The following is a 12,730-nucleotide window of genomic DNA, read 5'->3' on the forward strand; positions in this document are numbered from 1 at the left end:
ACAGAACTCCTAAATACCGAGATATGCCGCTTTGACGCGGTCGTCGTGGGCAAGCTCGGTCCCGCTGCCCGTCAGCACGATGGAACCGCTTTCGATGACGTAGGCGCGGTCGGAGATTTCCAGAGCCTGAGCCGCGTTCTGTTCCACGATCAGAACGGTGACGCCGGTGTCACGGATGCGCACGATGGCCTCGAGGACCTGCGCCGCCAGTTTGGGTGCAAGACCGACGGACGGTTCGTCGAGGGTGAGCACGCGCGGCCGCGCCATCATCGCTCGTCCGATCGCGAGCATCTGCTGCTGCCCGCCCGACATCGTGTCCGCCCGCTGCCCCCGTCGCTCCGCGAGAATCGGAAACAGATCGAACACCTGGTCCAAGGATTCCTTCACAGAGCTGCGCTTCTGCGTGTAGGCACCCATCTCGAGATTCTCGAACACGGGGAGGCTGCCGAACAGCGCGCGGTCCTGCGCGACGTGCACCAAACCTTCCCGGACGATGCGGTCCGCACGCATTCCTTGAATCGGATTACCGTCCAACAGGATTCGTCCACCACTGGGCGAAACCAGCCCGGACAGCGCACGCAGTGTCGTCGTCTTGCCAGCGCCGTTCGCGCCGATCAACGAGACGATTTCGTTGCGTGCGATGGACATCGTCAGTCCGTGCAGGATCTCGAGCCGTCGATAGCCGGCGTGCAGGTCGTCGATCTCCAACATCATGCGGGTGCCTCCTCGCCGAGATAGGCCTCGATGACACGACTGTCCTCGATGACCGTCCGCGGTTCCCCGGACAGGAGCACCGCGCCTTCGTGCATGACGACCAATCTTTCGGACAGCGCCATCACTGCCGCCATGATGTGCTCGACGAACAGAACTGTCTGCCCTTGACCGTGCAGGGTTCGCAGCAGATCGATCATCGGTGCGCGTTCTGCGGGAACAAGTCCCGCGAGCACCTCGTCGAGCAGAACGACACGCGGTTCCATCGCCAATGCGCGCGCAAGTTCCAGACGCTTGAGGCCTGCTGTCGACATCGTCGACACCTTGCCTCCCACCTGATCCGACAGCTGAACGCGGTCGAGCACCTCGAGTGCGTGCGCGCGAGCGTCCTTCCGCGAGCGACGTTTGGTGAGCGCCGCGATGGTGACGTTCTCGAGTACCGACATCGACTCGAACGGACGCATCAGCTGAAAGGTGCGCACGAGGCCATGACGCGCGATCTTGTCGGCGGACCACCCGGTGATGTCGGTGCCGTCGAAGATCACGCGGCCCTCAGTGGGACGCTGCTCGCCGGACAGCAGCGAGAACAGTGTCGTCTTGCCCGCGCCGTTCGGTCCGATGATTCCGAGGAATTCGTGTTCGGCCACGTCGAGCGTCACATCACGCACCGCGTGAATACCCGAGAACGATTTGCTCAGTCCCTCGATGCTCAACAGGCTCACCGGAACCACCTCTCACGGATCGTGCCGAAGATTCCCTTCGGAAGGAAGATGACGATGAGAATCAGGATGATCGAGTAGGTCGCGACGTCGAGACCGATCGTGCCTCCGAGGAAGTCGAGAAAGGCAGGTGGGTTCCGCATGAAATCGTTGATCACCTCGGACAGCGGTCCGATGACGGCCGCCCCGAGGACGGGGCCCCAGATGGTTCCGATTCCACCGATGACGGCCGGGACGATGGCCTCGACCGACACAGCCGAACCGAATGCCTGCTCCGGCCCGACGAAGAAGTAGTACTGGGTGTAATACACGCCGGCCACAGCCGTGAGTGCACAACTCGCAGCCACTGCGATCAATCGGTACTTCATGGTGTCGATGCCCAGAGATGCTGCAGCTGTTGCGTCGTCACGCACCGCCTGGACGAATTGTCCAGGCCGAGAACGCACGTAGAAGATCGTTCCGAGCACCGCCAGGGTCAGAATCACGAGCGGAATCCAGATGTAATTGGGGCTGCCTTTCTCGAACTGCAGCATCCACCACGAATCGCGCGGCAGGATAGGCACGTTGAAGCCCTCGGTCTTGTGAAAGACCTCCAAATTCTGCACCAGGAGCAAGAACATCTGCGCGAAAGCGAAGGTCGCCAACGCGAAATACGATCCAGCGAGCCGATATCGGAGGCACAGATAGGCCAACAGTGTGCCGACGGTCGCTGCGATGATCGCCGCCAACACCATGGAAATCCACGGCGAGATGCCGTGATCGACGAGAAGGTAGGCGCCGGTGTACGCCCCGATTCCGAAGAACGCGGCGTGACCGAAGCTGAACATGCCGCCGAAACCACTCATGATGTTCCAAGCGACCGCCATGATGCCGAAGATCAGCGTGCGCACAGCGACTGTCTGCGCTTGTTCGCCCAGTGCGAGAGGAAGAAGCGCGACGAGAACGAATACCACTGCGAGCGTGAGCAGTTGGCGGCGCAGCCACGTGTCCTTCAGTCTCGAATCCTCGGACACCGGTGTCGGTGCTGTCACGGTTGCGGTCATCGGCGAGCTCCGTACAGTCCTTCGGGCTTGAGAAACAGAACGAGAATGAACACAGCGAACACGAGAATGAGCGAGCCGGTGCCAGGTAGGTACAGCGCGCCGACCGTCTGCACGAGTCCGATCACCAGACCACCGACCACGGCGCCGACGACGCTTCCGAGGCCACCGAGAACGACGATGACGAACGCAAGGATCGTGAATTGCTCACCCACCGAGGGCGTGAGGCTGGTGAACGGGGTCATCAGTCCCCCGGCCACCGCCACGCACGCCGCACCGATACCGAAGGTGAGCGCGTAGACGCGTCCGATGTCGACTCCGACAAGCTTCGCGCCCTCCGAATTCGACGCCACTGCACGAATCGACAAGCCGAGCGGCGTGCGCCTCAGCACGGCAGTCAACGCGAACGCGACGAGAGCGGCGCCGACGAATGCGATCACGCGGGGCCACGACGCGACGGCGCCCAGAACGGACAGCGAACCGTCGACCGGCGCCTGGACCGACTGCGGCCGACCGCCGAAGATCATGAGCAGGACGTTGATGATCAGCAACGACAAGCCGAGGGTGACGAGCAGCGGACCGTCGTGGCTCCCGCTGACCGTGAGCTTGGTCAGCAATGCCGCCTGAACGATCATGCCGAACACGAACATCAGAGGTACCGCGATGATCGTCGCGAGGTAGACGGGCAATCCTGCGGTCGACAGCGCGTAGACGACGTACATGGCCATGGTCAACATGGCGCCTTGAGCGAAATTGACGATTCCGAGCACACCGAAGATCAGAGTCAGACCGACCGAGATCAGGGCGTACACGCCACCCAACAGCAGTCCCGACACGACGGATTGGGTGACCAGTCCTTGGTCCTTGCCGCCGACCGAGTAGATGACGGCCATGATGACGACGATCGCGCCTGCTACCGCAACCCCCGGGCTACGTCCCGAGATGCCACGGAGGCCTTTTGTCGTGGACACCGCCTGGGACGCAGCGGTCACTGTCCGGCTCCGGCGGGGAATTGGAGTGCGTCGGTTGCGAATTCCTCGGGGAACACCTGCAGAACAGAGCCATCGCGAACCTGGGTCACGATGACGGTCGCGTTCTTGTTCTGCCCGGTCTCGTCGAACTCGATGGGACCGGCGAACGCCAACAGCGGATCGTCGATCGACACTCCGGCAATGGCTTCGCGCAGAGCTTCCGGATCGCTGTCGGCGCCGCTGTTCAGGCCTTCTGCGATGACCTCGACTGCCTGGTAGGACAACATCGCTGCCGTTTCCATCGGGCGGCCGAACTGCTGCTCGAAGCGGGCACGGATGTCATTGGTGCGCTCGCTCGTCGCGTCGTAGTGGTAGTTGGCGCTCAGCACGCCTTGTCCCGCAGCTCCTGCGTCTTCCGGGAACGAACTGTCGTCGAATCCGCCGTTGGCAATTCCGTACAGGCCTTTGACATTCAGGCCGAGCTGGTCGACTGCGCGCGCGATCAGCAGCGAATCCGGGTAGTAGCCAGTTGCGACGATGACGTCGGGGTTGCTCACCGCAGCTTCGCGAACCTGGGTGGTCGCATCGGAGAAATTCGTTGCAGGATAGGTGATTTCCTGCACCGACGAGATACCTTGGGCTGCCGCCTCGGCCTCGAACGCGTCGAAGACGCTGTCTCCGAACGAACCTTCGATGTGGAGATAGGACACCTTGTCGATGGGCTGACCGGTCTGACTCTCGATGGCAGCCAACGCCCGTGCGCCGTCGGTTCCCATGCTCGACGCGTTCGGCTGGATACGGAAGGTGTACTGGTATCCCTGATCGAGAATCTTGTCGTCGACAGCGACGTCGATGACGAAGGGCACGCGAGACCGCTCGGCCACCGACGCGACATTCTGCGTGACGTCGCTCTGGTACGTCCCGATCAATGCGACTGCACCGTCGTCGATGAGACGCTGCGCCTCACTCTGACCGACCTCGGCCTTGCCCTGGCTGTCACCGGATACGAGTTCGAGCTGTCGGCCGTCGAGGGCTGCGATGCCGCCCGCAGCGTTGATGTCCGCAACAGCAAGAGCGGCACCGTCGTTCATCAAACCACCGACACCGGCGAGTGCGCCGGTAGTGGGGTGCACCGATCCGATCTTGATCGCCCCCGAGTCGTCGCCACCGGAGGACGAGCCGCATGCTGCCGCGCTCATCACCACGGCGGCCGTCAGCACGCCTACGAGCTTCTTCATTGTCGAGTCTGCCTTTCGCGCCCACTTGGCACCGAGTCGAATCATTCTTTTCGACGCTCCTAGCGTTCCGCTGAGCGCACCAGTTGAATGAAGAACATTCCTTCTGACGACGAGTATGACACGGGACACGTGGATGCAACAGGTCGTTTCGTGACTTTCTTGTAAACCAGGTGGTTCGCCCAGCGGAACGGTATGGTCATCTCGAGACGGTCGACTACGAAGTCCCGCCCACATCAGGAAGGATGACCCATATGGTCACGCCGCCCAAATCGAGACCCCCGGTCGAGACGTCGACGGGCACCGAATCGGCAGATCGCGTCGCAGACGTTCTTCTTGCGTTCGCGCAGTCCGATCGCGCACTCGGTGTCACCGAGATAGCCCGTCGCCTGCAGCTCAGCAAAGCCGTTGTGCACCGGATACTGCAGTCCCTGGCGTCTCGGTCGATCGTGCAACCGATGGCGGGTGAATCGACGTATTCGCTCGGGCCCGCAGCGATCGGTCTGGGCACGAAGGCATGGAGCCAACTCGACGTTCGATCGATCGCCGCGCCGGTCCTGCGAAGACTACGAGCGGAGACGCGTGAGACTGCAACGCTGTCCGCCCTCGTCGGCCATCGCCGCGTCTATCTCGACCAGTACGAGAGTCCGCAGGAAGTGAAGATGGTGATCGAGATCGGTCCCCAATTCCCGCTGCATTCGGGGGCATCGAGTCTGGCGATCCTCGCTTTTCTGCCGGAGCATTTCGCAGTGGATGCCGTGCGGGAATTACAGGGCGCCACACATGATGTCGACGTGGAGGCCTTCCACGCGCGTCTCGCACGAATTCGCGACGACGGATACGCAACCTCGATCAACGAACGGAAGACCGGTGCCGCATCGATAGCCGCGCCGTTCTTCGACGGGGCCGCACACGTACTGGGATCGGTGAGCTCGTCGGGCCCCGCATTTCGCTACTCGGCGTCTGCCGACGAGGAACACACTGCTCATGCACGTTTGGTGATCGCCGCGGCGCAACAGATCACCCAGATGCTCGAATCGCGGACTGCCCGATGAACAGAGCCGTTCCACGTTCTTTTCTCTATGTCCCCGCAGTGAAGCCCGAACTCTTCGACAAAGCGGCCGCCGGCGACGCTGACGCGATCATCGTCGATCTGGAGGACGCGGTTCCCCTCGGCCTCAAGGACGCGGCTCGCCGGGATGTGCGGGCCTGGCTCGCCGGACGCATCGCCACGCGCACCGAGGTGTGGGTTCGTGTCACTCCTGAGTTTCTCCACGAGGACCTCGATGTCGCCGCGAGCGCGGGAGTCGACGGCGTCATGATTGCGAAATGCTCCGTCGACGCTCTGGCCCGGGCCGAAACGTTGCTCGACGACCTCGAGACGGCCCGCGGATTGCGCCCGCTGGGACTGATCGGACTCATCGAGACAGCCGCATCGCTGCGCTCCATCGATGGAATGGCGAAGTTCCAACGGGTTCGGACCTTCGGCATAGGCGAGGTCGATCTGCTTGCGGATCTCCGCATCACCCGGACCGCCGACACGACCGGCGTGATCGATGCACTGCGACTACAGGTCGTGATCGACTGCGCCGCTGCCGGTCTGGCTGCACCGATCGCGCCGACCTCGACGGATTTCCGCGATCTCGATGGGTTCGCCGCTACGACTACCCGTTTCGTGGAGATGGGGTTCCGTGGCCGTACTGCGCTGCACCCCAGGCAGATTCCGATCATCAACGACGCTCTTACCCCGTCCGACGAGGATGTCACCCGCGCCCATCGCCTGCTCGAGCTGTATCGCCTCGCAGACGGCGGACCCACAGTGGACGACAACGGCCGATTCGTCGACGAAGCTGTCGTGCGCGGGGCCAGGGAGATCCTGGCCCGCGTATAGGCCCGCCGGTGATGTGAACGAACCCGTCGTTCACATCACCGGCACTCGGCTCTAGCGAAGCTTCGTCAGAGGGGCCAGCAGTTCCCCGACGTCACTCAGAGTGGCCACTGCGTGGCATCGTTCGGCCAACTCGTCGACTCGATCGTCGGTGAGCAACGCGCCCGCGTTCGCTCTGAACTTGGCCGACACTTCGTCGAAGGACAACGGACGTTCCGGCCCCCCGCGCGTCGTGAGTACCTCCTCCACAACAGTCGACCCATCGGTCAACGTTGCCGTGAGTACCGCCGGGAACTGATGCGGGAAGATCGCGTCGCACCGCTCGTCGGGAACGACGTCCACCTTGGCCATCAGCGCTCGACGGTCCGTCGACCGGGCCAAGTCGTCGGAATAGTCTTCCAGCGCCGCACCGAGACCACCACCGCCGAACAGCCCGACCGCCACCGCGTACGGTCCGCTGAACTGCGCCATGTAGCCGGTTTCCGGAGCTCGCTTGACCTCGATGGGTTCGCCGATCGTCCGCAGATTGGCGGCAGGAACACCGAGCACCAGTTTGTCGATGTCGTCAGCAGTGATACCGCGTTCACGGAGCGCTGCACCCGCGTCCACTGCGGCATGCGTGAAATGGTTCGCCGGGTAGGGCTTGAAGAAGATACCTGGCACAGCCCACTGCGCGCCCAAACCGTCGACGATCTCGGACGCGCGGGGAGCCTCGTGGAGCCACGCCTGGTAGAACCCGAACCGGCCCTCGAGGACGGTCGGAGGGCCTGTGATGCCATGTCGCGCAAGTCCGGCCGCCGACACTGCGGAGTGCGCCGCCCAGCCGCAGTGCAATCGTTTCACCGTGCCGCCCGTACGGTTCGCTTCGATGATTCCCGACGCCATCGATGCAGTGATACCGAGTGCATCGACAATTCGACCTTCCGATGCGCCACCGATCACCGCGGCCGCGACGGCTCCTCCCATCGCCCCGCAGATCGACGTCGCATGCTGGCCGTGTTCGAAGAAGACCGAGTTCTTCGTCTCCGGATCGAAGCCGGCCATGCCCAACCGGACACAGACTTCGAGCCCGATGGCGATGCCGCCCACCAGAGCCCTGCCATCTGCCCCATGCTGCTGCGCCGCCGCGAGCGCCGCGGGCACGACGCTCGCGCTCGGATGCAGAATCGAAGGAAGGTGGGTGTCGTCGAAATCGAGAGAGTGCGCCAGCACGCCGTTGACGAACGCTGCCAACGGTGCTGGAAGCGCCTCTTCGACACCGACCGCATACGCCGTCGCCGCACCTCCCTGCTCGGCAGCCCACGCGATCGCAGCGCGGCTGGTGTCGAGTTCGGTTGCAGCGATTGCGATTCCGAGTGTGTCGAGGATACGCATTCCGACACTCGCGACGACGTCGGCCGGCAAGGTGTCGAACGTCGTATCGACGGCAAAGCGCGCAAGATGCTGCGCCAATGTCGGTTCGGTCATGCCGACTTCACCGCCAAGGGGCGAACGGGCGACCCGGTGGCGCCGAAGATGTTCAACGGAACGAGCAGAAAGGTGAACTCGTACATCTTCTGCGCTGCCAGTTCCTCGAGGTCCAGTGCTTCGATGATGTATATCCCGCTCTCCACCAACAGGACTCGATGCGCGGGTAGAAGTGCGTGCCCACCACCGGGCGCCAATCGTTCGAACGCGATGGTGTCCGCGCCGGCTGCGTGCACCTTCTTCTGCGACAGCCATCGTGCGCCCGCCTCGCTGACGCCCGGAACGCCCGAGGGGCCGCCGACATACGCCTGACCTTCGGAGAACAACTGGCCCCATCCGCTGCGGATCAGTACGACGTCACCCTCGGCGATCTCGACTCCTTCGGCCTCGCATGCCGCGTCGAGATCGGCGACGGTGATCTCGTATCCGCCGTCGCATCGTTCGACGCCGAGAAGCCCGGGGATGTCCAGCAATACACCGCGTCGAATCATCGGCGAGATCGTGTGCACACCGTGTTCGACGTACTTGCCGCCCAGGCAGGACTGCCCCGCGTCGGCGCCGCCGTGCAGCTTGCCGTCGTGCGACACGTGAGCCAGGGCGTCGATGTGGGTGCCGACGTGCGTTCCGGTGGTGATCATGTCGTTCGCCGCGCTGCCGCCGTCCGACCGCGTCATGTCGCCGTGCCGTCTGGGCAAGGTGTGCCAGAACTGCGGGTGATTGGGCGACTGCGGCATACCCACCCGCAACTGTCTACCCAGGTCGACGAACTGCACCCCGGCCTGCACGGCCTGGAGGAGTTGATCGGACATTGCACGTCTCCTTCGTCTGCTTCGCGATGCTGTACCGAGTTGTGCCGTTCCGCTGAAAGAAACGATCTGACAAGCGAGGCTGCGGTGTGAGTCACACTATCATTGCAGGCATTCCTGGCGTGACCCGTTGACCAACCACGCTGCGGTCTCTACTGTGCGACGCATGCCGGAGCACAGATCGTTCCGCTCAGAGGAACACACCGCCCGCGTCGCGTCGCTCGCACGAACCGTCTGCGAACTTCGAGACGAGGCCCTGCCGACGCCACTCGCCGATCGCGCACGCTCGATCCTTCTCGATCTGTTCGGCGTCACGATCGCAGGAGCGCGCACGGCCGAGCTACGCGCGTTGTCGTCGGCCTGGCGCTCCGAAGCGGGTTCGGTCTTTCCGCTCGGAACGACCATCGGTACCACCGCGGCGACCGCGGCCGAATTGGACGCCATCGCGTCCTGCTGTCTCGAACTCGACGAAGGCAACAAGTACGCCGCAGGGCACCCGGCCGCGCATGTCGTCCCGGCGGCCGTCGCTGCGGCGAGACTGTCCGACACTCCCGTCGACGGGCGGGCGTTTCTTGCTGCAGTCGTCGGCGGGTACGAGGTTGCGGCCCGGTTCGGCCACGCACTGACCCGCGACCCCAGGTGGCATACCCACGGTCACTGGGGTGCGACGGGAGCAGCTGCAGCTGCCGCGTCCATCTGGGGCGCGGACGCCGAGTGCGTGGCAGGCGCGATCGATTCGGCATCGGCACTGGTCCACGTTGCCCCGTGGGGCGTCGTGCTGGACGGAAACTTCAGCCGGAATCTGTGGATAGCAGGCGCCGTCCGAGCCGGACTCGACGCGGCCCGTCTGTCGAGCGCAGGGCTCGTGCGCAATTCCGGTGCAGTTGCCCATAGCCTCGGCGACATCGTCGGAAGCCTCGATCTCGATGTGCTGACGGCCGATCTCGGCGACCGTTGGCTGCTGCTTCACGGCTACGCCAAGCGTCACGCCAGTTGCTCCTACACGCACGCCGCGATCGATTCGGTGCAGAGTATCAAAGCCGGTGCAACCTGGACCGCCGATGATGTCGAAAAGGTTCGCGTGCAGACACATTCACTTGCGGAGCCTCTGTTTCGCCGACACCCGACCACTCGGCTCGGAGCTATGTTCTCCCTCCCTTTCGTCGTGTCCGCTGCCTTCGTCACCGACGACATCGACGCCGATGCACTCGACCCGGGCGGTTCGGTGTTTCCCGACGCGGAACGGTTCAGCAGTCGAGTGGAGGTCACCACGTCCGACGAGCTCGACGCGCTCCTGCCACACCTCAGAGCTGCCGAGGTGACGGTGACTCTCCGCGACGGGGAGGAAATCAGCGCGTCGACGCCCAACCCTGTCGGCGACGTCGACCATCTTCCGATGACCTACGACGACATTCACCGCAAGATCACCAGGCTGATCGGCACCGATGCGGATCGTCTGGCACGCGTCGTCGAACGAATCCCCGAATCCCGCGACGTCGTGGCGCTGTTGTCCGACATTCAGTGAAGCAACTGCCGTGCGTGTGCTGCGGCCCTCTCCCCCGCCCGCACTGCACCGTCGATGTACCCGTTCCACACGTCGGACTGCTCGGTCCCGGCCCACACGAGCCTGCCGGTTCCGTGCGAATGCCCGTGGGTGGCGGTCAGAACGCCCGGCGCGACGCTCGGGATGCATCCTTCGATGTAAGGTTCTGCGCGCCAATCGACTTCGGTGAAGTAGGTGGGGTGTCGCGCCTCGTCGCCGAAGAGCTCGGCGAAACATTCGAGGACGCCGACGCGTCGCACATCCGGGTCCTGTATCTGCTCGATCGTCGGCGACGCGGGATGATCGGACACCGTCCCAGCGACGAAGGCCGACAGCACGCCCACTCGATCGTCGGCGGGTGAGTTGTCGAACACCACCGGTGCCGGACCGACGTCGGACACCGCTTGGCCGTTGAACCCGCGCGCACGCCAGAACGGCGTCGGATAGACGGCGTGCACCTTGATGCCGGAGTACTGCGCACTGAGCGCAATTCGGTCCCGCTCGATGGGCGGCAGTTCGGGCACCATGTCGATGTGTCCACGGTCGATGGGGCACATCGCCACGACGACCGCCGACGCTCGAAATTCGTGCCCTGCTGCCCGTACCGTCGCGGTGTTCGCGTCCCATTCGATCTGCTTCGCGGGCGTCTCGAGCAAGACACGACCGGGCATCCGGTCGGCGAGCGACGTCGAAATGGATTGAGCGCCGGTGATAAGGCGTCGGTCCTGGGCACCCCCACGCACCCCGATCAAGCGAAGCAGACCTCCTGCGCTGCGAATGTGTTGCAGCACACCGAGAAGCGACAGGTCGCGCGGATCGCCGCCCAGCGTCAACGCGGAGACTGCATCGAAAATGTGCCTCGCTGCAACGGTCCGCGTGTGCTCGGTCAACCATTCGTCGAACGTCGTCCGGTCAAGGCCTGCAGCTCGCGCCGACGTCCACGGCCGTTCCCTGTTCACCCGGGCTGCCAGCATCTGCAGCCTCGTGATCGCGATCGAAAGGTCGAGCGTGACGAGCGGCCATTCGAACGGGACCCCGACACGGCTCGTGGACGTACGTCCGCGCAGACGAAAGACAGTGCGTCCGTGAGTGTAGGTCGGCGTGGTCTCCAGACCGAGTTCGTCGATCAACTGCAGAACGGCATTCTGTCCCGGACCGAACCATTGCCCACCCCCTTCCAGCAGGACGCCGTCGGGCGAACGGACGGTGCGAGTACGACCTCCGACCCGGTCGGAAGCCTCGAGCACCAACGCGTCGATGCCGGCCTGCTGCAGCCGATACGCGCACGTCAGACCGGATACCCCAGCACCGATGACAAGAACTCGGCTGTCGTTCATGATGCACTCACCCCCGTGAATCGTCGGTTGAAACGCCTGGCTGCTTCTCGTGCGACGTACGTCAGTTCGGCGGACTCGTCGCCGTCCGAGTCGACGAAGTACAGGTCGAGCGCAGCTGCAACGCCGGGTTCGCGCCGCCCCAAGATCGCGAGCCCGTCCTCGATCTCGACCAACAATTTCGTACATCGGTGCGCTGAACCCCGGTTGGGTAACGGACCGTCGATTTCCGGGTAGAGCCCGACGAGGAACGCATGCAGGCGACCGAGCATGTCGACCGTGTCGCGGTAGCGCCGGCGCCGGTACAGCCATCCCCCGACGCCGAGCACCACCAGGCCTGCCAGGCCGGACGTCGCAAATACGATCAGCAACGCCAGTGCAACCACGTCGGTCGTGCCCTGCGGTGAACGGCCCACTCCGATCACCGAGGACCAGTGCGACAGCGGACGCCAGATGCCGTACGCGACCGCGGCACAGCTCCCAGCACTGACCAGCACCGCGGACCACCAGAGCATTCGGCTACCGGAAGACAGTAGTCGAGGACCGAGAAGCATTGCGCCCGCGCCGAATCCGAACGCGAATGCCGGACCGATCGCGGTCCAGTACGCCGCCTCGACCACCGATCCACTCGGGGCTCCGAGCACCACGATGGGCCTTCCCGACGCGTCGGCGACGAGCGACATCGCAGCTGCGAACGTCGCAAGCGCGACGTACGAGATCCACAGCACACGCACGCGCCCGCCTTTCTCACCCGAGACGACCAACCGCCACTGCAGCAGAAGAGCACACGTGGCCAACGTGCAGACGTCGGCCGACACTCGGGGAAGGGCCGTCCACGGTCCTGTCGGCATGTCCATTGCGTACGAATCGAAGATCGACGACGCTGCACCGAACAGCAGGGCAAGACCCGGCAGTCGCGACGAACCGTGCCTCGCTGCCCACGACACGAACGCCACACCGAGTGCGGCGTAACACAGGGCGGACACGACGAAGAGCGCTACGACCGTCATCGCATA

The 12,730-nt window shown here is 64.1% G+C and carries 12 protein-coding genes; 3 read left to right on the top strand and 9 right to left on the bottom strand.

The genetic code is table 11. The features are described from left to right. Window positions 1-9 precede the first annotated feature (9 nt). The 5 genes from DK926_RS07225 to DK926_RS07245 are packed head-to-tail and all read right to left on the bottom strand — an operon-like array spanning window position 10 to window position 4,679. Window positions 10-714, bottom strand: a complete 705-nt coding sequence (locus DK926_RS07225; RefSeq protein ID WP_207890766.1) for an ABC transporter ATP-binding protein — start codon at window positions 712-714, stop codon at window positions 10-12. After that, the gene (locus tag DK926_RS07230) at window positions 711-1,433 is read right to left on the bottom strand and encodes an ABC transporter ATP-binding protein (protein WP_068432065.1); all 723 of its coding nucleotides are present in this window, start codon (window positions 1,431-1,433) and stop codon (window positions 711-713) included. Before DK926_RS07230 ends, DK926_RS07225 begins: the two co-directional genes overlap by 4 nt. Then, window positions 1,430-2,473, bottom strand: a complete 1,044-nt coding sequence (locus DK926_RS07235) for a branched-chain amino acid ABC transporter permease (RefSeq protein ID WP_068431696.1) — start codon at window positions 2,471-2,473, stop codon at window positions 1,430-1,432. Before DK926_RS07235 ends, DK926_RS07230 begins: the two co-directional genes overlap by 4 nt. Next, entirely contained in the window at window positions 2,470-3,462 is a 993-nt protein-coding gene (locus tag DK926_RS07240; protein WP_084424067.1) for a branched-chain amino acid ABC transporter permease, read from the bottom strand. The genes DK926_RS07235 and DK926_RS07240 overlap by 4 nt, the downstream gene beginning before the upstream one ends. Then, on the bottom strand, window positions 3,459-4,679 hold the full coding sequence (locus DK926_RS07245) for an ABC transporter substrate-binding protein (protein ID WP_114329914.1): 1,221 nt from the start codon (window positions 4,677-4,679) through the stop codon (window positions 3,459-3,461). Before DK926_RS07245 ends, DK926_RS07240 begins: the two co-directional genes overlap by 4 nt. 251 nt (window positions 4,680-4,930) lie before the next feature. Between DK926_RS07245 and DK926_RS07250 the strand changes: the two genes are divergently transcribed. Then, complete coding sequence (locus tag DK926_RS07250; RefSeq protein ID WP_243636694.1) at window positions 4,931-5,731, top strand: IclR family transcriptional regulator; 801 nt, start codon at window positions 4,931-4,933, stop codon at window positions 5,729-5,731. Continuing rightward, window positions 5,728-6,567, top strand: a complete 840-nt coding sequence (locus DK926_RS07255; RefSeq protein ID WP_114329843.1) for a CoA ester lyase — start codon at window positions 5,728-5,730, stop codon at window positions 6,565-6,567. Before DK926_RS07250 ends, DK926_RS07255 begins: the two co-directional genes overlap by 4 nt. Before the next feature lie 51 nt (window positions 6,568-6,618). Here the strand turns inward: DK926_RS07255 and DK926_RS07260 are convergent, their stop codons facing one another. Together DK926_RS07260 and DK926_RS07265 are read right to left on the bottom strand one after the other, a co-directional pair. Next, window positions 6,619-8,031 (bottom strand): MmgE/PrpD family protein, encoded by a 1,413-nt coding sequence (locus DK926_RS07260; protein WP_114329844.1) that lies wholly within the window; start codon window positions 8,029-8,031, stop codon window positions 6,619-6,621. After that, complete coding sequence (locus DK926_RS07265) at window positions 8,028-8,840, bottom strand: cyclase family protein (RefSeq protein ID WP_114329845.1); 813 nt, start codon at window positions 8,838-8,840, stop codon at window positions 8,028-8,030. The genes DK926_RS07260 and DK926_RS07265 overlap by 4 nt, the downstream gene beginning before the upstream one ends. 163 nt (window positions 8,841-9,003) lie before the next feature. Here DK926_RS07265 and DK926_RS07270 point away from each other — a divergent pair, with 163 nt between their 5' ends. Continuing rightward, complete coding sequence (locus tag DK926_RS07270) at window positions 9,004-10,362, top strand: MmgE/PrpD family protein (protein ID WP_114329846.1); 1,359 nt, start codon at window positions 9,004-9,006, stop codon at window positions 10,360-10,362. On the opposite strand, the gene DK926_RS07275 is transcribed toward DK926_RS07270, so the two are convergent. Both DK926_RS07275 and DK926_RS26615 read right to left on the bottom strand, forming a co-directional pair. After that, window positions 10,356-11,717, bottom strand: a complete 1,362-nt coding sequence (locus DK926_RS07275; protein ID WP_165839530.1) for an NAD(P)/FAD-dependent oxidoreductase — start codon at window positions 11,715-11,717, stop codon at window positions 10,356-10,358. The genes DK926_RS07270 and DK926_RS07275 overlap by 7 nt on opposite strands. Beyond that, complete coding sequence (locus DK926_RS26615; protein WP_165839531.1) at window positions 11,714-12,724, bottom strand: hypothetical protein; 1,011 nt, start codon at window positions 12,722-12,724, stop codon at window positions 11,714-11,716. Before DK926_RS26615 ends, DK926_RS07275 begins: the two co-directional genes overlap by 4 nt. Window positions 12,725-12,730 lie beyond the last annotated feature (6 nt).

The organism is Rhodococcus sp. Eu-32 (assembly GCF_003336925.1).
Lineage (GTDB): Bacteria > Actinomycetota > Actinomycetes > Mycobacteriales > Mycobacteriaceae > Rhodococcoides > Rhodococcoides kyotonensis_B.